General features: G+C 74.7%; 16 protein-coding genes and 1 riboswitch. Of the genes, 6 read left to right on the forward strand and 10 right to left on the reverse strand.

The features are described from left to right. Window positions 1-46: 46 nt before the first annotated feature. Window positions 47-1621: a glutamyl-tRNA reductase gene (locus LG379_RS00515; RefSeq protein WP_225752651.1), complete on the forward strand. Its 1575-nt coding sequence runs from the start codon at window positions 47-49 to the stop codon at window positions 1619-1621. Here the strand turns inward: LG379_RS00515 and LG379_RS00520 are convergent. Next, entirely contained in the window at window positions 1618-2547 is a 930-nt protein-coding gene (locus LG379_RS00520) for a hypothetical protein (protein WP_225752652.1), read from the reverse strand. The genes LG379_RS00515 and LG379_RS00520 overlap by 4 nt on opposite strands. Window positions 2548-2654: 107 nt before the next feature. Between LG379_RS00520 and LG379_RS00525 the strand changes: the two genes are divergently transcribed. Continuing rightward, the gene (locus LG379_RS00525) at window positions 2655-3848 is read left to right on the forward strand and encodes a GNAT family N-acetyltransferase (protein ID WP_225752653.1); all 1194 of its coding nucleotides are present in this window, start codon (window positions 2655-2657) and stop codon (window positions 3846-3848) included. 172 nt (window positions 3849-4020) lie between these two features. Here the strand turns inward: LG379_RS00525 and LG379_RS00530 are convergent, their stop codons facing one another. Genes LG379_RS00530 through LG379_RS00540 form a run of 3 tightly spaced genes read right to left on the reverse strand, consistent with a single transcriptional unit; the run spans window position 4021 to window position 8184 of the window. After that, window positions 4021-5151 (reverse strand): ABC transporter ATP-binding protein, encoded by a 1131-nt coding sequence (locus LG379_RS00530; protein WP_225752654.1) that lies wholly within the window; start codon window positions 5149-5151, stop codon window positions 4021-4023. Then, on the reverse strand, window positions 5151-6935 hold the full coding sequence (locus LG379_RS00535) for an ABC transporter permease (protein ID WP_370634405.1): 1785 nt from the start codon (window positions 6933-6935) through the stop codon (window positions 5151-5153). The genes LG379_RS00530 and LG379_RS00535 overlap by 1 nt, the downstream gene beginning before the upstream one ends. A gap of 34 nt (window positions 6936-6969) precedes the next feature. Beyond that, window positions 6970-8184, reverse strand: coding sequence for a thiamine ABC transporter substrate binding subunit (locus LG379_RS00540; protein ID WP_225752655.1), 1215 nt, complete (start codon window positions 8182-8184; stop codon window positions 6970-6972). A gap of 70 nt (window positions 8185-8254) precedes the next feature. Further along, a riboswitch (TPP riboswitch) is annotated at window positions 8255-8375 on the reverse strand. 154 nt (window positions 8376-8529) lie between these two features. Between LG379_RS00540 and LG379_RS00545 the strand changes: the two genes are divergently transcribed. The 3 genes from LG379_RS00545 (at window position 8530) to LG379_RS00555 (ending at window position 11416) form a co-directional block, all read left to right on the forward strand. After that, complete coding sequence (locus LG379_RS00545; protein ID WP_225752656.1) at window positions 8530-10215, forward strand: DUF222 domain-containing protein; 1686 nt, start codon at window positions 8530-8532, stop codon at window positions 10213-10215. A 333-nt stretch (window positions 10216-10548) separates the two neighbouring features. Then, the gene (locus LG379_RS00550) at window positions 10549-10989 is read left to right on the forward strand and encodes a hypothetical protein (RefSeq protein WP_225752657.1); all 441 of its coding nucleotides are present in this window, start codon (window positions 10549-10551) and stop codon (window positions 10987-10989) included. Between the two features lie 169 nt (window positions 10990-11158). Next, on the forward strand, window positions 11159-11416 hold the full coding sequence (locus LG379_RS00555) for a DUF4235 domain-containing protein (protein ID WP_225752658.1): 258 nt from the start codon (window positions 11159-11161) through the stop codon (window positions 11414-11416). A 21-nt stretch (window positions 11417-11437) separates the two neighbouring features. Here the strand turns inward: LG379_RS00555 and mnhG are convergent, their stop codons facing one another. From mnhG to LG379_RS00585, 6 genes are read right to left on the reverse strand one after another with little or no spacing between them, the layout of a single operon-like run. Then, entirely contained in the window at window positions 11438-11833 is a 396-nt protein-coding gene (gene mnhG, locus LG379_RS00560; RefSeq protein WP_225752659.1) for a monovalent cation/H(+) antiporter subunit G, read from the reverse strand. Beyond that, window positions 11830-12225 carry a monovalent cation/H+ antiporter complex subunit F gene (locus LG379_RS00565; protein WP_225752660.1) on the reverse strand — a complete coding sequence of 132 codons (396 nt, stop codon included), beginning with the start codon at window positions 12223-12225 and terminating at the stop codon, window positions 11830-11832. Before LG379_RS00565 ends, mnhG begins: the two co-directional genes overlap by 4 nt. Then, window positions 12222-12809, reverse strand: coding sequence for a Na+/H+ antiporter subunit E (locus tag LG379_RS00570; RefSeq protein WP_225752661.1), 588 nt, complete (start codon window positions 12807-12809; stop codon window positions 12222-12224). Before LG379_RS00570 ends, LG379_RS00565 begins: the two co-directional genes overlap by 4 nt. Next, window positions 12806-14479, reverse strand: coding sequence for a Na+/H+ antiporter subunit D (locus LG379_RS00575; protein WP_225753318.1), 1674 nt, complete (start codon window positions 14477-14479; stop codon window positions 12806-12808). The genes LG379_RS00570 and LG379_RS00575 overlap by 4 nt, the downstream gene beginning before the upstream one ends. Before the next feature lie 11 nt (window positions 14480-14490). Further along, entirely contained in the window at window positions 14491-15039 is a 549-nt protein-coding gene (locus LG379_RS00580) for a Na(+)/H(+) antiporter subunit C (protein ID WP_225752662.1), read from the reverse strand. After that, window positions 15036-18125 (reverse strand): Na+/H+ antiporter subunit A, encoded by a 3090-nt coding sequence (locus LG379_RS00585; protein ID WP_225752663.1) that lies wholly within the window; start codon window positions 18123-18125, stop codon window positions 15036-15038. The genes LG379_RS00580 and LG379_RS00585 overlap by 4 nt, the downstream gene beginning before the upstream one ends. 253 nt (window positions 18126-18378) lie before the next feature. On the opposite strand from LG379_RS00585, the gene LG379_RS16970 reads away from it, so the two are divergent. Then, window positions 18379-20481, forward strand: a complete 2103-nt coding sequence (locus LG379_RS16970) for an EAL domain-containing protein (RefSeq protein ID WP_304522412.1) — start codon at window positions 18379-18381, stop codon at window positions 20479-20481. Window positions 20482-20483: the final 2 nt, after the last annotated feature.

Here is a 20483-nt window from a genome sequence, read left to right on the forward strand (position 1 = left end):
TGCGATTGTGCCAACCATTCGGGGGGCTGGTTGAATCGAGGGCGTTGTGGTCCTCCTGAGCCTCTCGGCGAGTCATCGCGACCTCGATCTCGACGTCCTGGAGCAGCTGAGCTCCGGCGCGCACTCCGTCGGGACCAGCGTCGTGGCGGACAGCCCCGCGATCACCGGTTGCGTCGTCCTGGCGACCTGCAACCGGTTCGAGCTGTACCTCGACACGGACATCCCCCGCCCCGCCGACGACGGCGCCCCGGTCACCCTGCGCGCAGTCGAGCCCCTCACCGCCGGACGGCCCGGCGACCCGGCCGCCGAGCCGGCAGCCGACGGCACCGGGCCCTCCGCGGTCATCCCGGCCCCGCCGGCGGTCGGCGCGGCTCGACCCGCGCCGGAGGCGGAGTCGCTCGCCGACCGCGCCCACCGGGCCGCGATCGCCGACGCCGCCCGGGACGTCATGACCGTCGTCGCCCGCACGTCCGGGCTGGACCCCGACGCGGTGGCCGAGTCGCTCCAGCTCGCCGTCGGCCCGGCGGTGAGCCGTCACCTCTTCGCGGTCGCCTCGGGTCTGGACTCCATGGTCGTCGGGGAACGCGAGGTGGCCGGGCAGGTGCGCCGCGCGCTGCAGACCGCGCGCGCCCTCGGCACGACGTCCTCCACGCTCGAGCGCCTGTTCCAGTCCGCCTCGCGCACGTCGAGGGCCGTCGGCTCGCGTACCGGGCTGGGCGGGACGGGCCGGTCGGTGGTCGGCGTCGCGCTCGACCTCGTCGCGCAGGACGTGGACCTGCGTCGGTCGTCCGTGCTGCTCATCGGGACCGGCTCCTACGCGGGCGCGAGCCTCACGGCCCTGCGCACCCGCGGGGTCCACGACGTCGCCGTGTACTCCCCGTCGGGGCGCGCCCACGGCTTCGCGACCGACCGCGGCGCCCGGGCTGTCGAGGTCGGCGGCCTCCCCGCGGCCCTCGCGGAGGCGGACGTCGTCGTCTCCTGCTCGGGGGCGCTCGGCCCGGTCGTCGACGTCCCCCTCGTCAAGGCGGCGCGCGAGGCGCACGTGCGTGAGGGGACGAGCGGTGCCCAGCCGCGCGAGGGCGGTGCCCACGCGGCCGAGGCACCGGCCCGCCCGCGGGTCCTCGTCGACCTCGCGCTCGCCCACGACGTCGACCCCGCGGTCGCCACGGTGCCCGGCGTGCGGCTGGTCGACCTCGCCACGATCCAGGCGAACGCGCCCGCCGCCGTCTCCCGGGAGGTCGTGCGCGGGCGGCGGATCGTCGACGAGCACGCCGCCGAGTTCGAGGCGACGCTCGCCGAGCAGACGCTCGTGCCGGCGGTCGTCGCCCTGCGACGCCACGTCGAGCAGGCGATGGCGGCGGAGCTGCACCGCGTCCGTGCCGGGGACCCCGAGACGGCGGCCGCGGTCGAGCGCTCCCTGCGCCGGTTCGCGGCGTCGGTGCTGCACGTCCCGGCCGTGCGGGCGCGCGAGCACGCGCGACTCGGTCGCCACGAGGAGTACCGGGACGGGCTCGAGGCGCTCTTCGGCCTCCAGGTGGCCGGGGGTGTCGGTCCGCGGGCGTCCGACGGCGCCGCGGACGTCGCCGAGTCCCCTGCCGGGGACGAGCCCGCCGCCTCCTAGCCCGCGTCCGGGTCGCCCGGGCCGTCGCCGGCCGGTGACCCGTCCCACCAGGACCGCCACCGCTGCTCGGCTGCCGCGCGCCGCTCCTCGTCGGTGGCCGTCTCGCCGAACAGGCTGAGCAGGAAGGTCACCGTCCCGTGCGGCGGTGCGCTCGCCGGCGGCGTGCGGGAGACGACCAGCAGCGCGTCGTCCTCCTCCTCGACGGTGAGCCCGATCTGCAGGTCCGTCTGGAAGAACACCTCGCCGGTGATCGTGGAGCCGTCGGGCCGGGTGACGGAGTAGCGGGAGCCGACGGCGTCGTCGCCGAGCGACCGCAGGCCGAGCCGGTCCAGCAGGGCGTCGTCGTCGGCCCCGAGGTCGAGGCCGGCGGCCAGCACCGTCCGGCGCTCGTCGTCCCGGTGCCGCTCGAGGAGGAAGCGGAGCTGCTGGGTGAAGGTGATCCAGCCCTCGTCGATGACGTCGTGCACGCCGTCCCACGCCCCATGCCCCCGGCGGACCAGGCGCAGCCGGCTCTGCCCCGGCGCCTCCTCCTGCACGGTGATCCGGTCGCCGTCGGACCACGTGAGGGTGCGGGCGTCGTCGTCGGCGGTCGCCTGCTCGGCGAAGATCTCGTGGATCTCGGCGCCGAGCCCGTCGTCGTCCCAGCCGAACCAGCGCCGGATCGTGTCCGGGTCGCGCAGCGCGGCCCACGCGACGTCGGCGGGGGCGGCGAGGACCATCTCCACGAGCAGCCGCTCCGCCGCGCTGCCCTGGGCAGCGTCGTCGGCATGGCCCGTGTCGTCCGCGTCCGTGCCGGGGTCCGCGCCGCCGTCGGCGTCCGCACCGCCGGCCGTGCGACCCGCGTCGTCGGTGTGCTGGGCGCCCTCGCGGTCGCCCCTCTGGTCGGTGTCCTCGACGGTGACGTCGTCGTCCGGTCCCTGTGTCATGTCGACCCCTTCCTCGCTGGCCGATCATGGCACCGCGCGGTGCGTCGCGCCCCCGGAACGGCGAATTCCGCTCGCCAGGCCGGCGGCGACGGGCGGACAGTGAGCCCATGACGCAGACGTCCCCCGCCACGAGCGCCCCCGCCGCGCCGTCGACCTGGCAGGTGCTGCCCGCCCCGGTTCCCGACGCCCTGGACCACCCGGACGCGTGGGCGCTGCACGGCGCGGAGGTCGTCTCGCGGGAGGTCGACGTCGACACCTACGGCCACGAGGACCTCGCCTTCACGGCGCAGTACCTGTGGGCGAGGCTGCAGGAGCAGGAGTACGCCCGCCGCCTCCGCCTCGTCGCCGTGCCCACCGGCATCACCCACCCGACCGCCGCCGACGTCGTCGGGAGCGCCTCGGTCGTCCTCCCGCGGCACAGCAACCAGCACGTCGCTCACGTCTCGGTGACGGTCCGACCGTCCGCCCGACGTCGGGGCGCCGGGACCGCCCTGCTCCTGGCGGCAGAGGAGCTCGCGCTCGCCGACCGCCGGACGACCGTCATCCTCGAGAGCGAGCACGGCAGCGAGCCGGCTCCGGACCGGCCGGGCGTGCTGGAGCCGGCGAGCGGCGCGGGGCGGATCGCCGCCGACGACCCCGGCGCCGCCCTGTGCCTGCGGCACGGGTACGCGCTGGAGCAGGCGGCCCGGTACTCGGTGCTGGACCTCCCCGTCGCCCCGGACCGGCTGCCCGCCCTGCACGACGCCGCCGCGGCCCGGGCGGGCGAGGACTACCGCCTCGTCTCGTGGCAGGACCACGCACCGGACCGCTGGGTCGACGGCTGGGCGCACCTGGAGACGCGGATGTCGACGGACGAGCCGCAGGCGGGCCTGGACCTCGAGGAGGACCCGTGGGACGCCGCGCGGCTGCGTCGGTACGAGGCGGACATCGCCGCCTCCGGGCACGGGTACCTCCTGGTCGCCGCCGAGCACGTGCACAGCGGGGCACTGGCGGGTTTCACGATGGTGCAGTTCCAGCTGGACCGGCCGGGGCCGGTCTTCCAGGAGGACACGATCGTCGTGGCCGAGCACCGGGGGCACCGGCTAGGGATGCTCATGAAGACGGACCTGCTGCGGCGCCTGCCGGCCGTGCGGCCCGGGGCCGGTCGCGTGCACACGTGGAACGCCGAGGAGAACGCGTTCATGCTCGGGATCAACGTGGCGCTGGGCTTCCGGCCGGCAGGGGTGGCGGGGGAGTGGCAGAAGCGGCTCGGGTCGGCGCCGGGAGGCGCTCGCGCAGCCGCGCCGTCGTCCGCTCGGTGAGGCCGGCGTCGGTGAGGCCGGCGCCGGTGAGGGCGGCGTCCGTGAGGACCGCGCCGACGCCGCCGTGCTCGTCGTGCAGGACGCGGAGCATCTGCGCCATCGTGCCGGGGTGGGCGTCCGCGGCCACCGGGCGGGCATGCCTCCGGGCGGGCATGCCCCCGGGCGGGAGCGGTCAGCCGTCGACGACGGCGATCGCCTCCGGGCGTGGGCGAAGCGCCACGGTCGTGCCCGGCCCGGGGGACCCGTGCTGGACGCCGCTGCTCGGGACGACGACGGTCACGCGCCCGACGTCGGGGACGTCCACGACCATCTCCACGACGCCGCGCCGGAAGCCCGACTGGACCACCGTGCCGGTGAGCGTGCCGGCGGGCGTGCCCGCGGACGTCCCACCCGCCTCCGCGGGGTCGTCGTCGGCGGGCACGAGCGAGCCCGGGCCGACCGCCAGCAGGGTCGCCGCGCCGTCCACCCGTCCCTCGCCGAGCAGCAGCCGGCCCGCGGGCGTCTCGGCGGCGACGAAGGCCTCGTAGCCCAGGAACTGCGCGACCCGGCGCGAGGCGGGCCGGTGCCACAGGCGCGCCGGAGGATCGACCTGCAGCAGCCTGCCGACGTCCATGACCGCGATGCGGTCCGCGACGGCGAAGGCCTCGTCGTGGTCGTGCGTGACGAAGAGCGCCGTCGTCCCGGTGGCGTGCAGCGCGGTGCGGACGTCGTCGGCCAGGCGCTCGCGCAGGGCGCGGTCCAGCGCCGAGAGGGGCTCGTCGAGGAGCACCAGCCGGGGGCGGGGCGCCAGCGACCGGGCCAGCGCGACGCGCTGCCGCTCCCCGCCGGAGAGGCTGCTCACGTCGCGCTCTCCGAAGCCGTCGAGACCGACGAGCTCGAGGAGCTCCGCGACCCGCCGCGCGCGGTCCGGGCGGGGCACCCGCTGCATCTGCAGGCCGAACGCGACGTTGGCGGCGACGTCCCGGTGCGGGAACAGCTGACCGTCCTGGAACATCAGCCCGATGCCCCGCTGGTGCACGGGCACGCCGGCGAGATCGGTCCCGCCCCAGGTGATGGATCCGCGTGCGACGGGCTCGAGCCCCGCCACGGCCCGCAGCAGGCTCGACTTGCCGCTGCCGGACGGGCCCAGCAGGGCGACGACCTCCCCGGGCGCGACGTCGAGGTCGAGCCCGTCGACGGCGGCCTTGGTCGTCCCGTCGTCGTCGCGGTAGAGGACGACGACGTCGCGCACCTCGAGCCCGCCCGAGCCGCCCCGAGCCGTCCGGGCGGGCGTCGCTGCGCGCGGGCCGCCGGCGTGCGCCATCAGAACTCCCCCGCCGCGGCCGTGCGGCCACCGGCGCGCAGTCGTTCGGTGAGCAGCATGACCGTCGCGGTGAGGACCGCGAGGACGACGGACGCGGCCAGCGCCATGCCGAGGTTGTCCGCACCCGGGCGGCCGATGAGCCGGAAGATGACCACGGGCAGGGTCGGCTGGTCGGGCCGGGCGAGGAACGCGGTCGCGCCGAACTCCCCGAGGCTCACGGCGAAGGCCAGCCCGACGGCGAGCCCGAGGGAGCGGGCCGCGAGCGGCCAGTCGACGAGGCGCAGGACCTGCCCGGGCGCCGCACCGAGCACGGCCGCAGCCTCGTGCAGCCGGGTGTCGATGGCGCGGAGCACGGGCAGCACCGTACGCACCACGAGTGGCACCGCGACGACGGCCTGCGCGACGGGGATGAGGACGAGGGAGTCGCGGAGGTTGAGCTCGAGCCCGAACGGTCGCTGCAGCGCGACGAGGAACCCGAAGCCGACCGTGACGGCGGACACCCCGAGCGGCAGCATGAACACGGCGTCGAGGGCCCGGACCGCGCGCCGTCCGGTGCGCGACCGGGGACGCCGGGACACGACGAGCGCCACCAGCCCGCCCACCAGGACGGCGAGCAGGGTGGCGTCCACGGCCACGCGCAGCGAGGTCACCGTGGCGTCCCAGACGGTCACGCTGAGGGCGTTCGGGCCACCGGTGGTCGCGAGCGCGGCGTAGTTGCCCAGCCCCCAGCCCTCCCGCGTCCGGAAGGACCGGACGAGGACCGTGCCGAGCGGCAGCGCGAGGAGGAGGACGCCGACGGCCGCCGTGGTCACCACCGCGACGACGTCCCCGGCGCGCCGCCCCGGCCCGTGCAGCGCGAGGCGCTGGGCGTGGACCGCTTCGCCGGCACGCAGCTGGAGGGCGCGCTCGCGACGGTCCCGCGCGCGTCCGGCGGCGGCGAGCGCGACCGCGACGACCGCGAGCTGCACGACGGACAGGACGGCGGCCGCCGGCAGGTCGAGGAACTGGGTCGTCTGGACCCAGATCTCGGTCTCGACCGTCCCGTACCCCGTCCCGCCGAGGACGAGGACCACGCCGAACGCGGTCGCGCAGAAGAGGAAGACGATGGCCGCGGCGGAGGCGATCGCCGGGGTCAGTGCGGGCAGGGTGACCGCGGCGAACGCGCGCCACGGCGGCGCTCCCAGGGCGCGGGCCGCCTGCTCCGCGCGGGGGTCCAGCGAGGCCCAGAACCCGCCGACCGTGCGCACCACGACGGCGTAGTTGAAGAACACGAGCGCCGCGACGACGGCGGCGAAGGTGCCGTCCCAGCCGAGGAACCCGAGGGGGCCGTGGTCGGCCAGGACGGACCGGAAGGCGACGCCGACGACGACCGTCGGCAGCACGAAGGGGACGACGACGAAGGCGCGCAGCGCGGTCCGACCGGGGAAGTCGCACCGGTACAGCAGGTAGGCGCCGGGGATCCCGAGCACGACGGCGATCGCGGTGGCGACGGTCGCCTGGGCGACCGTCAGACCGATGATCCGCCAGGTGCGCGGGCGGCCGAGGACGTCACCGAACGCCGTGAGGTCCAGGACGCCGTCGGGCGCGAACCCGCGCACGACGATCGAGGCGACCGGGTACGCGAAGAACACGGCGAGGAACACGAGCGGGACGGCGGTGACCACCGCCCACACCGCCCCACGGCGCACGGCCCCCCGCCGCGCGCCGCCGGGGCGGTACGCGAGGCGGGGGGCGACGACACCGGACGGCCGGGCCGGCCGGGGCGTCGTCGTCGTGGGGGGCACGGGTGACCTCTCAGCGGGTCGGGGTGAGGAGATCTCAGCCGATCACGGTGTCGGTCCAGGTCCGGATCCACGCGTCGCGGTTCTCCGTGATCGTCTCCGGGTCGACCTCGAACGGGTCCTCGGCGGGCGGCGCGAACGTGGACCAGCTCTCGGGCAGCTCCACCGACGAGTCCACCGGGTAGACGTACATCTGCTCGGGGATGTCGGCCTGGACCTCGGGGCTCAGCAGCCAGTCGATCACCTGGCGCGCGCCCTCCGGGTTCTCCGCGCCCGCGAGGACACCGGCGTACTCCACCTGCCGGAAGCACGTGTCGAGGAGGGCCCGGGTCGGCGCCTCGGCCGGGTCGGTCACGCCCTCGGGGACCTCGTACGGCGGCGAGGAGGCGTAGGACAGCACGAGCGGGCGGTCGCCGCCCTCGCTCGAGGGGCCGGTGAAGTCGACGTAGTAGGCGTCGGACCAGCCGGCGGCGACCTTCACCCCGTTGTCGCGCAGCGCGGCCCAGTAGTCGACCCAGCCGTCCTCGCCGAACGCGCCGACCGTCGCCAGGAGGAACGCGAGCCCGGGTGAGCTCGTCGCGGGGTTCGTGACGACGAGCAGGTCCCGGTACTGCGGGTCGGTGAGGTCCTCGAGCGTCTCGGGCTCGGGGATGCCCGCCTCGGCGAACCACTCCCGGTCGACGTTGACGCACACGTCGCCGACGTCGATCGCGGTGAGGTGCCCCTCGTCGTCGACGGCGTAGCGCGCGACGTCCTCGCCGGCGGCCGGGGAGCTGTAGGGCTCGAGGACGCCCTCGGCGATCGCCCGGGAGGCGAACGAGTTGTCGATCCCGAAGACGACGTCGCCCAGCGGGGCGTCCTTGGTGAGGATCAGCTGGTTGACGAGCGCGCCGCCGTCGCCGGGGGCGCGCTGCTCGAGGGTGAGACCCGTGTCCGCCTCGAACTGGGTGATGAGCTCCTCGCTCAGCGCGAACGAGTCGTGGGTGACCAGGACGACGGTGCCCGCGTCCCCGGCGGCGCCGGACGCGTCGTCGGTGGCCGCGGGGTCGTCCGCGGGGGCGTCGCCCGAACCGCCGTCGCCGGATCCGCCGACGGCTGTGCACGCGGTGAGCGCCAGGGCCAGGGCGGTCGCGCCGACGGCGACGCGCGGTGGGGTGCGGTGTGCGATCGCGCTCGGGCCGGCGTTGCGGGTGGTGGTGCTGGTGGTGCCTGTGGTGCTGGTCCGGGTGCTGCGGGCGAGGCTCCTCGCCATGTCTCCTCCTCGTCGTTCCAGGAGGGGTGGGCCCGCCCGTGTGCACGAGGGACCCGTGCACGACGGGTGTGCCCTGAGATTCCCGACTCCCTACGCCGGTGTGAACCGGATCAGGTTCGAGGGTCTGCGGTGGTCCGCACTCTCAGCGTCCTGCGTCCGGCGGGCCGGACGACGCTCCCCTGTCGTTCAGGACGATCGTACCGGCGTCTCCGACACGACTCGCCGCGGCGGTGGCATGCCGGGCCGGAGCCGGGGTGGCGCCCGGGCGTGCAGTCCGGCGGTGGCGCCGGTGCGGACAGGGGGATCTCGGCGTTCGTGTCGGACCCTTGGTCTATCGTCGAACACATGTTCGATACGGGGCTTGACGACGACGCGGCGGCGGGGAGCGGTGAGCTCCCGCCCGGGTCGGACCTGCGTCGGCCCTGGGTGTCGTCGTACCAGGAGCTCACGGACGCCGTCGGACCGGTCGGAAGCCTGCTCGCGGAGGTGCGGGGCGGGCCGGAGCTGGTCGACAGCCTGGGCGAGCTCGAGGCGTGGGCCTGGGATGCCGGGTCCCTCGTGGAGGTGGTGGCGGCGTACGAGCGTGTCGTGTCCTGGGCGCGAGCAGGTGCCGCCGCCGCGGCCGCACGCCTCGCCGACCGGCCCGAGATGAACCCCTCCTGGCCCCGCGAGGTGGGGCGTCCGGCAGAGGCCGACGGTGCCCCGAGCGAGCTCTCTCTCCGGCTGGGTGTCTCGCGGAGGGCCGCATCCACCCTGGTCGGCATGGGGCAGGCCTTGCGCAGCGTGCACCACAGCACCGGTGACGCGCTCGCGGCGGGACACCTGGACTGGCCCAGGGCTCGGGTGGTCGTCGAGTCACTGGAGCACGTCGCGCCTGTCGTCGCACTCGAGGTGGAGGACCGGGTGCTTCCCACGGCCGCCGGCAGGACGCCGACCCAGCTGCGCCGCGACATCGCACGCATCCTCGAGGAGATCGACCCGGAGGACGCGGCGGACCGTCACGAGCACGCCCGCGCCCGCCGGTGCGTCACGCGACCCCGAGCCCTGCCGGACGGCATGGCGAGCATGACGGCGACCCTCACGGTCGAGGCGGCCGTGCGGCTGGACGCCTGCCTGCAGGCGGCGGCGGAGGCGGCACGCCGCGACGGCGACGGCCGGGGTGTCGACCAGCTCCGTGCCGACGCGCTCGATGCGATGGGCGAGGTCGCGTGGACCGCGGGATACATCGGCCTCCCCCCGTCGACACCGGCCGGGGAGTCCCCTCGCGGGGGCTCGCTGCCTGGTGGCCGAGCGACACCGCCTGGTGGCGGAGCGACACCGCCTGGTCCGGGACAGCCCGACCAGGCCGCGAGCTCCCCGTTCATGGTGCTGGGGCGCCGTGCGGGTCCGCCCGTCCGCGTGCACGTCACCGTCGGATACGGCACGCTCCTCGGCCTCGATGATCGACCCGGGGAGCTCGCCGGATACGGTCCCGTCAGCGCCGACGTCGCACGCCGGCTCGCCGTCGACGGGACCTGGCGCCGACTGCTCGTCGACGAGCCGTCCGGCACGGTGCTCGACGTCGGGAAGACCAGGTACGCGCCACCGGCCGACATGGTGGAGCTCGTCCGCGAACGCAACCGCAGCTGCGTCTTCCCCACCTGCGGCGTGCCTGCGCGTCGCTGCCAGACGGATCACACCGAGCCCTTTCCGCGCGAGGGTGGACGGCCCGTCGCGTCCGACGGCGAACCGCCGCCCGGTGTCGACGGCACCCCCTCGCCGGGTGGGACGGCGGCAGACAACCTCGGTCCGCTCTGCGCGACGCATCACCTCTTCAAGACCCACGGCGGGTTCCGACTCGCGCAGCCGCGACCGGGTTCGTTCGTCGTGCACACGCCGTCCGGTCACGTGTACCTGCAGGGCCCGGACCGACCGCCCGGAGTGCCCGAACCTCCTCCCGGCGGCACCGCGGGGTCGTCCCTGCTCCCCTCACCGGGACGCTCCGGGGCACCTCGAGCGCCGGCGCCTCCCGACGACGTCCCACCGTTCTGACCGGACCGACCGCCCGGCACGGCGGTCATGACGGCTCGCGCGACACAGCCCGGATGACGGATCCCCCGGCGCTGCCGGGGTCACGACCCGCCCGCCCTGCAGGGAGCAGGGCTCCCCGGACACTCCCCGGATCACCGCCCGGCGGACACGGCGCGGATCGCACCAGCGCGTCACGCGGAGGCTGGTGACGCGCACACCTCGATCACCGAAGGCCGACGCCCGCCGCGACCGCTGCGCTGGACACGCGCGCGTGCACGGCCTGTGCGACGGTCCGGGGCGACAGACTGGGCACGCACCGGTGACTCCGAGCGCCGGCCCGACGAAGGAGGAGACATGGGTGTCCTGGGCGAGCTGTTCGTAGCGACCCACGCCGCCGCGCTGGAGCGGGCCGACGTGCTCGATGCCGGTGAGATCCCCTCGGGTGCCGTGCCGCACATCGAGCTCACCCAGATCGGGGCGCTCGACCTGGAGATCCTCGGCGAGGTGACGGCGCGCGAGGTCCGGTACGGCTCGGGGGACGTGGAGGTCGCCGAGATCGACCTGGCCCACGACAACCTCTACGGCCTGCCCGCCTTCCTCACCGAGGTCCTCGCGGCGGTGCGGGAGAGCGAGGACGAGGACGTCGTCGGCGACATCGCCCGCGGGTGGGCGGACGACGCGGAGATCGACGCCTCGACCAGCGACCTGCAGGAGGTGGTCTCGGCGATCGTCGACCTGGCTGTGCGAGCGACCGAGCGCGGCGAGCAGCTCTACCTCTGGACGCGGAGCGTCTGAGGCGCGGCACGGAAGCGGCAGGAAGACGTGCGGGGCCGCCGCCGCGGGTGTCGGAGAGCCGATGGACGGAGGCGCGCGGGACCCTGGACAGCGCGCCGGTGCCGACGCTGCGCCACCGGCCCGGCCCCGTTAGCGTGAGGCCTGCATCCGTCGATCAAGGAGGTGGCTCGTGCCCGAGCTGACGCAGTCCAAGGAAGACATGATGGCCAAGATCCTCGGCCTCGTCGTCGCGCTCGGAGCGGCATGGGCCGCTCAGCAGGTGATCAACCAGGTCTGGACGAAGGCTTTCGGGCACCGGCCCCCGAAGCCGGAGGACGAGGGGGACCAGCGGTTCGGCGAGATCGCCGCTGCCGCCACGGTGACGGGCGCGGTCGTGGCGCTCGCTCGCGTGCTCGCGACCCGCGGGGCGGCGCGCTTCATCAAGTGACGGAGGCCGCGGCGCCGCGCGTCAGTCCGTCGGACGGCGTGGCTCGCCGCGGGCCTCGGCCTCCGCAGCCTCCATGTCCCGGGAGAGCTCGTCGACGACGAGCAGGTCGTGGCGCACCTTCCCCGTCCGGAACCCGGCACGGGACACCATGTGTGCGGCCACCGGTGACGTGAGCATCTGGAAGCTCGCCACGAGCACGAGCACCCACAGCGCCTGTGCGGTGCGGAGGCGCAGGGACAGCCCGACGATCATGAGGATGAGGCCGAGCACCTGCGGCTTCGCGGCCACGTGCGTGCGGGCCAGCAGGTCCGGGAAGCGCACGAGCCCGACCGCCGCAGCGAACGTCAGCGCGGAACCCCCCAGCAGGCAGAGCGACGCCAGGACGTCGAGCACGGTGGTCATCGTGTCGCCGCTCATTCCTTGACCTCCCCGGCCGCCGCCCCGCCGTGGTGCTCCTCGTCGACGCCCCGCAGGTCCTCGTCGGTCCGCCGGGTGCGCTCCGTCTCCAGCGCGGCCAGCTCCTCGCGCGTGAGCACGCGACCCTCGCCCTCGGGTTCGACCGACGCGAAGCGCGCGATCGTCACCGAGCCGACGAACCCGACGAGCGCCAGGGCGACGAGCATCGGCAACCCGTCGGTGCGCCGGGCCCAGGCCGCTTCCAGGGCGACGGCACCGACGAGCGTGCTGGTGAGGATGTCCAGCGCCACGCTGCGGTCGAGCATGCTCGGTCCGCGCTCCGCTCGGACGAGGGCCAGCACCCCCGCTGCTGCGAGGAGCACGACGCAGACGGCGACGACGGGCAGGATCACGGCGCCACCTCCCGCTCGCTGCGGCGGGCCTCGCGCCGGCTCCGGACCAGCCCCGCCTCGGCGAGCTCCTCGTCCGACCCCAGCGCGCGCAGGATGCGGGCCTCCAGGTCCAGCACGTGGCTCCGCGCCTCCTCCACCCCGCCGCTCGTCGCGACGTCGAGGACGTGCACGTACAGCGTGCCGGAGACCCGGTGCGCCTCGACGATCACCGAGCCGGGGACCAGCGACGTGAGCACCGCCGTGAGCGTCAGGTAGAGGTCCGAGTGGCTCCGCAGCGGGACGGCGAGCACCGCGCTGCGCGGCGTCCGACGCGGGTTCAGGGCCTGCCAGGCGACCTGGATGCTCGCGACCGTCAGGTCGGCCACGAAGCGCGCGACCAGGTAGAGCAGGGGCCCCACGTGGACACGACCGTGGAAGTCGATGGCCGGCATCGGCAGGACGGCGACGACGGCGAGGCCGACGACGAGCCCGACGAGCAGGGTGCCGATCGCGAAGTTCCCCCACAGGAGGGCCCACGCGACGGCGAGCCAGACGGCCGTCCAGCCGCGGACGCGCAGCGCACGGCGGCGCGGGTGCAGGCTCATGGCTCCCCTCCTTCGTCTGTGCCGCTTCCCTCGCCGCCGGTCTCGTCCGGGGCGATCTGCCGCTCCCCGCCGCCGGGGCCGACGTCCTCGAGGTCCGCGCCCTCCTCGACGGGGTCGGTCCCGCCCTCGCGCCTCGCCTCGTCGGTGACGTCCGCCGAGCGGCCCTCGCCGCGGCCTCCCGGCAGGACGGCGGTCACGTACTGGTCCCGGTCGCGCAGCGTCGCCGCCGCTCGCTCCGTGTAGTCGTACAGCGGACCTGCGACGACGGTCAGCGCCACACCGCCGACGACGAGCGCCGCCGCGGAGCCGACCATCCCCCGCGGCAGGGTCACCTCGGCGACATCCTCCGGCGCGGGCTGCCAGAAGGCCTTGTTCCACGCCTTCACGATCGCGTACAGGGTCAGCAGGGATGTGGTGATCCCGCCCGCGACGAGCGCGTACGCCAGCGGCGTGCCGACCTGGACACCGGCCTGGATCAGCCCGGCCTTGCCGAGGAAGCCGGACAGCGGCGGGATCCCGGCGAGGTTCATGGCCGGCAGGAAGAACATCACGGCCAGCAGCGGCGCGAGCCGCGCCAGACCGCCGAGGGCGTCGAGCGACGTGGAGCCGCCACGACGTTCCATGAGGCCGACGACGAGGAACAGCGTCGTCTGCACGGTGATGTGGTGCGCGACGTAGAACACCGCGGCGGACAGCCCGGCCTCGGTGGACAGGGCGATGCCGAAGACCATGTACCCGATGTGGCTGACGAGCGTGAAGGAGATCATCCGCTTGACGTCGTTCTGCGCCACGGCGCCGAGGATGCCCACGATCATCGTCGCGAGCGCCGCCCACAGCAGCAGGTCGTCGGCCCGACCGTCGGGGAACAGCAGCGTCTGCGTCCGGATGATCGCGTAGACGCCGACCTTCGTCAGCAGGCCGGCGAACACCGCGGTCACCGGTGCGGGCGCCGTCGGGTAGGAGTCGGGCAGCCACGCGAACAGCGGGAAGATCGCCGCCTTGATCCCGAAGGCGAGCAGCAGCAGGAGCTGCAGGGCGAAGGCGACGTCGGGGTCGATCTCGTCCAGACGCATGGCCAGCTGCGCCATGTTCACCGTGCCGGTGGCCGCGTAGACCAGCGCGACGGCAAGGAGGAACAGCAACGACGAGAGCAGCGAGACGACGACGTAGATCGTGCCGGCGCGGATGCGCTCGCCGGTGCCACCGAGGGTGATGAGCACGTACGACGCGACGAGCAGCATCTCGAAGCCGACGAAGAGGTTGAACAGGTCGCCGGTGAGGAACGCGTTCGCGACGCCGGCGGTCAGCACGAGGTACGTGGGGTGGAAGATCGCGACGGGGGTCTCGGCGTTGTTGTCCGCCAGGCCCTGCGCGAGGGAGTAGAGCAGGACGCACAGCGTCACCGCCGACGAGACCGTCAGCATGAGCGTCGAGAGGCGGTCGGCGACGAGGTCGATGCCGACCGGTGCCGCCCAGCTCCCGATGTCCAGGACGAGCGGCCCGCTGTCCGCGGCCACGAGCAGCGCCACGGACGTGACGAGCACGAGGCTCAGCGCGACCACGCTGATGACGCCCTGTGCCCGGGCGTTGCGCCACAGCACCAGGGCCAGACCCGCGGCGGCGAGCGGCAGGACGACGGGCAGGGGCACGGCCCAGGTCAGGTCGGACAGGCTGAGGCCGTTCACCGGGCGTCACCGCCCTCGGGGGTCGGGACGGGTTCGGAACCGGGCGCGGACGACGGTGTGCCTGTCGACGACCCGCTCCCCGACGGCCCTGCGCCCCCCGTCTCGTCGTACACCTCGGCGGCGTCCTGCTCCAGGGTGGTCGAGGCGTCGTCGTCGCTGCGGTACGCCGCCTCGTCGCGGGCGGCGCGCTCGGCGACCCGGCGGTCCTCGAGGTCGTCCTGCACCTCGTCGTGCTTGTTGAGCTGCCACGAGCGGTACGCCATGGCGAGCAGGAACGCCGTCATGCCGAGCGTGATGACGATGGCCGTGAGGATGAGCGCCTGCGGCAACGGGTCGCTCATCGAGTCCTCGTCGGTGTAGTCGACGATGGGCGCCCCGCCCGCGCGGCCACCCGCAATGAGCAGCACGACGTTGACGGCGTTGCTCACGAAGATCACGCCGAGCAGCACGCGCGTGAGCGAGCGTTCCAGGAGCAAATAGACGCCGACGGCGGTCAGGGCGGCCGCCACGATCACGAGCGTGAGGTTGGGGGAGGTGTCGATCATCGTCCGGCGTCCTCACGCGAGATGCGGCCGGCGAGGCTGCCGTCGAGCGGCTCCGACATCGACGTCCCCGGCCTCGGCGCGCGTGCGTCGGCACGGGGACGGTTCCCGGCTCCCCCGTCCCGGTCGGTGACGTCGGGATCTGCCGTCTCCGGGTCGGCGGAGTCGGGCGCGCCCTCCTCCGTGTGCCGGTCGATCTCCGCCCCGAGGCTGCGGAGCACGTCGAGGACCACGCCGAGGACGAGCAGGAACACGCCGATGTCGAAGAACACGGACGTCACGAGCTTGATCGGGCCGAGGACCGGGAGCGTGAACTCGATGATCACGCTCTGGAGCAGCGAGCCGCCCGCGAGCACCGCCACGAGGCCCACGCCCGCCGAGAGGAAGAGGCCCAGCCCCAGGAGCAGGCCGGGGTGCACCGGAGCGGCGTCGCCCAGCTCGTACCGTCCGCCCGCCAGGTACCGGACGATGAGCGCGATGCCGACGACGAGCCCGCCGGCGAAGCCGCCGCCGGGCGTGTTGTGGCCGGCGAACAGCAGGTACAGGCCCACGAGCACCATGGAGTGGAAGAGCAGCCGGGTGATGATCTCGAACATCACCGAGCGCCGCTGCGGTGCCAGCGTGCTGCCGGCGCCGAGCCACTCGCGGTTGCGCCCCGGCGAGCCGGAGCGTTCCGCGTGCTGGGCCTGCGCCTGGGAGGCGAGGCGGCGGATCACCGCCGGCTGCGGCACGGAGTCCCACACGTAACCGGTGCCGCGCGCGGAGCTCGACCGGAAGATCGACCCGCTGCGGGTGCTCAGGAAGATCAACGACGCCACGCCCGTGGCCGCCACGAGCAGCACGGCGATCTCACCGGTCGTGTCCCACGCCCGGATGTCCACGAGGGTGACGTTGACGATGTTCCGGCCACCGCCGAAGACGTACGCCTCCTCGGGGAAGTCCGCGGAGACCGGCGCGTGCACCCGCGCGGTCGGCACCACCAGTGCCAGCGCCCCGACCACCAGGCCCGACGCCACGCCAACGGCGATGCGCAGCCAGCGGCTGGCCGCCAGGGGCCGCACGGAGAAGTAGGCCGGCAGGCGCCGCAGGACCAGCACGAAGACGACCAGCGTCACCGTCTCGACGAGGACCTGCGTCAGCGCGAGGTCCGGCGCGCCGTGCAGCATGAACAGCGCGGCGATGCCGTAGCCGCTCACGCCCGCGAGGACGACGGCCTTGAGCCGCCGTCGGGCGTTCGCGGCCAGCAGCGCCCCAGCCACCGCGAGGCCGCCGACGACGACCTGGGCGGGGCGGTCGTACAGGCGCAGCTCGTCGACGCCCGGCAGGCCCGTCTGCGTCAGCGCGACGGTCTGCATCGCGACCATGACCAGGAGGATCACGCCCAGGTACACGGGGAGCGAACCACGCTGCGTGAGGGCCGTGACGTCCGCGGCCACCTCGTCCAGGCGCCGCATGAGTCGTCGGTACGCGCGGTCCGCGTCGACCGGCACGTGCACCCGGGACTGCGCCCGTTCCACCCGGGTGCGCGCCAGGAAGAGCAGGGCCCCGGCCCCGAGGATGAGGACTGTCAGCCAGAACGCCGGCTTGAACCCGGCCCAGAGGACCAGGTGGCCGGCCTCGCCGTCGTACGCCGCCGCGTGACCGGAGAGCAGTCGCTCGCCGAGGCCCGGCAGCACGCCGAGCACCAGACCGAGTGCGGCGAGCACGGCGGCGGGGCCGACGAGGACGACGGACGGGCGGGACACGTGCGGCGCCTCGACGGGCGCGCCGTCGTCGTCGGTGCTGGGCAGTGGCTTGTCCGCGAAGGCCCCCCACCAGAAGCGCGCGCCGTAGGCGACGGTCAACGCCGACCCGACCACCATGCCGACGACGACGAGCAGCCCGGTGGGTGTGCCCGCGTCCGCCAGCAGCGCCTCGAGTGCCGCCTCCTTCGCGACGAAGCCGGCGAAGGGGAACATGCCGATCATGGACAGCGTGGCCAGGGCGGCGGCGGTCGCGGTGACGGGGAGGGCGCGGCCGACCCCGGTGAGGCGCCGCAGGTCCCGCGTCCCGGTCGCGGCGTCGACGATGCCGACGACGAGGAAGAGGGACGCCTTGAACATCGCGTGCGCCCCGAGCATGGCGAGGCCGGCGAGCGCCGTCGCCTTCCCCGGGAGGCCGACGAGGAGCACGAGCAGGCCCAGCTGGCTCACGGTGCCGAACGCCAGGACCAGCTTGAGGTCGTACTGGCGCAGCGCGCGGTAGCCGCCGTGGACGAGGGTCCAGGTCCCGGCCGCTGCCACGACGCCTTTCCACACCGGCACGTCCGCGAACCCTGGGGCGAACCGGGCGACGAGGTACACGCCCGCCTTCACCATCGCGGCGGCGTGGAGGTAGGCGCTCACCGGGGTCGGTGCCGCCATCGCGGCCGGGAGCCAGAAGTGCAGGGGCACGAGCGCCGACTTGCTCAGCGCGCCGAGCAGGAGGAGGACGACGGCGACCGAGGCGACGGTGCCGGCCGGCGGGTCGGCCAGGACGTCCGAGAGCCGGTAGGACCCGACCGACTCGCCCAGGAGGACCAGCCCGACGAGCATCGCCAGCCCGCCGAACGTGGTGAGGATGATCGCCTGCATGGCGGCCCGGCGGGAGGCCTTGCGGTCCGAGTAGTGGCCGATGAGCAGGTAGGAGAAGACCGTCGTCAGCTCCCAGAAGACATACAGCAGCAGCAGGTCGTCGGTGGTGACCAGCCCGAGCATCGCGCCGGCGAAGGCCACGAGCACCCCGCCGAAGCGGCCGAGCCCCGCGGCGCTCGCGGAGAAGTAGGCGGCGCAGTAGACGAGGACCAGCGCGCCGACCCCGCCGACGAGCAGCGTCATGAGCCAGCCCAGCGTGTCGAGGCGGAAGGCGAGCTCGATGCTGAGCGCCGGCACCCACGCCACGACCTCCGCCGGGCCCTCACCGCTGAGGACGGCGGGCGTCTGGGCCAGGGCCCACACCGCCGCCGACGCCGGCGCCAGCGCCAGCACGAAGAAGGCCCGCCGCCCGAGCCAGGACGCGAGGAGGGGAGCCGCGAGCGCCATGGCGAGGTGCACGACGAGCAGCAGCAGCATGTGGCCTCCGTCCGGTCGAGGGCGGTGGTCAGTGGTCGCAGGTGCCGCGCTGGGGGACTCGTCCTCACGGCATCTGTGGGCGCCGTCACGGAGGGGTCCGGCGCGTCGAGGAAGGACGCGCGCCGTCACGAGCGGGCCCATTCTATCCGCAGGTCATGCGGTCGGCCCTTGTGCGGCGGTGCGGAGCAGGAGCATCGTCCACGGGAGGTGGTGGTCTCGACGTGGGCGGGCGGCGGCGGGAGGCGGTGGGCACGTGGCTCCACAGCTCCAACGGGCGGTGATCAACTCCCTCCCGGCTCAGCTCGCCGTGCTCGACGGCGACGGCACGATCGTGTCGGTCAACGACGCCTGGCGTCGGTTCGCCGACCGCGGCGGGTGCGGCTGCTGCTCCGAGGACGTGAACTTCTTCGAGGTGTGCGACCGCGCGATGAGCAGCGGGGACCCCCGCGCGGCCGCGGACGCCGCGCTGGCGGCCGAGGGCGTCCGGCAGGTCCTCGAGGGCGCCATCCCGGAGTTCACGATGGACGTCAGCTGCCGCGCACCGGCGGGGACCCTGTGGTTCACCGAGCAGGCCGTCCGGTACACGGCCGGGGACCGCCCGGGGGTCGTCCTCAGCTACACGGACATCACCGCACGCAAGGAGATGGAGGACGCCGCGCGGCACATGGCCACGCACGACGTCCTCACCGGCCTGCCGAACCGCACCCTGGTGGCGGACCGGCTCACGCAGGCGTTGGCCGTCGCGCGGCGGACGGGCGCAGGCGTCGCGATCCTGTTCTGCGACGTGGACCACTTCAAGGAGATCAACGACCGCCTCGGTCACGCCGCGGGCGACGCCGTGCTCGTGGAGGTCGGCCGGCGGCTGCGGTCGTGCGTGCGGGAGGGCGACACCGTCGGCCGGTGGTCCGGCGACGAGTTCGTCGTCGTGTGCCCGAACGGGGAGCAGGAGCCCGCAGCCGAGCGCGAGCGCGCCGGGGAGGAGGTGGTCGGCCGCATCGAGGGCGCGATGGCCGCACCCGTGGAGGTCGCCGGCAGCCTGCTCACGGTGGAGCTGAGCGTCGGGCTCCACGTCGCCGGCCCGAAGGACCGCTCCGCCGACGAGGTGGTGGATCTCGCCGACGCCGCGATGCTGCACGTCAAGGGTCGCCGCCGTGCCGCGGCCCTCGCCGGCGCACCGACCGCGACGGCCGTCGAGCTCGGGGCCGCCGACGGCGAGGCGCGGGTCGTGCAGCGCCTCCTGCACCTGCTGCGCCGCACGGCGGGGATGGAGGTGGCCTGGACCAGCGAGTTCCACGGTGCGACGCAGGTCCTGCGGTTCGTCGACGTCGCGCCGGGGGTCCACGGGCCGCTGCCGGGCACCGAGCTGCCCCTGTCCGGCGGGTACTGCGCGCGCGTGCTGGCCGGCGTGATGCCGTCGGTCATCCCGGACACGCATCTGGACCCGGAGGCCGTGCTGCTGCCCGTGACCCAGGAGCTGCGCATCGGTGCCTACCTCGGGGTGCCGCTCGTCGGCGCCGACGGGACGGTCGAGGGCATGGTCTGCGCGACGAGCTCGTCCGCGCAGCCGGACCTCAGCGCGGACGACGTCGCGACGGCGCGCCTCATCGCCGACGTCATCCAGGACGTGCACCGTCGCGCCCTGAGCACGACGGCCGCGCAGCGTCGTCGTCGGGCGCTGCACGCGGAGGTGGCCGACCTGTGTCGCGGACGCGGACGGCACGTCGTGCTCCAGCCCGTCGTCGAGCTCGCCACCGGACGGACCGACGTGAGGGAGGCGCTGTCCCGCTTCGACGACACGAGCCGCAGCCCCGCCCAGTGGTTCGCCACCGCGTCCGCCGTCGGACTGGGGCACGAGCTCGAGGTCGCGGCGGCCGCCTCCGCGCTGGAGCTGACGGCGGACGGTGCCCCGCCCGTCGCCGTCAACCTCTCGCCCGACGTCATCGTCGCGGGCGCCCTCGACCGGCTCCTGGCGGGCGTCGACCCGCACGACGTCGTCGTCGAGGTGACGGAGCACGCAGCCGTGGAGTCCTACGGGGAGCTGGACCGCGCGCTCGCCCCGCACCGCCGGCGCGGGCTGCGCGTCGCCGTCGACGACGTCGGCGCCGGGTACGCGAGCATGGCGCACGTCGTCCGCATGCACCCCGACATGATCAAGATCGACATGTCCCTCGTCCGGGGCATCGACGAGGACCCCGTGCGGCAGGCGCTGGTCCAGGCGCTCGGCACCTTCGGGAGGCGTCTGGGGGCCGTCGTCGTCGCGGAGGGCGTCGAGACCGAGGAGGAGCGCGACGCCCTGCTGCACCTGGGCATCGGGCACGCGCAGGGCTTCCTCTTCGGTCGCCCCGCGACCCCCTGACG

It is taken from the genome of Actinotalea sp. Marseille-Q4924 (genome assembly GCF_916618755.1).
Classification (GTDB): domain Bacteria; phylum Actinomycetota; class Actinomycetes; order Actinomycetales; family Cellulomonadaceae; genus Actinotalea.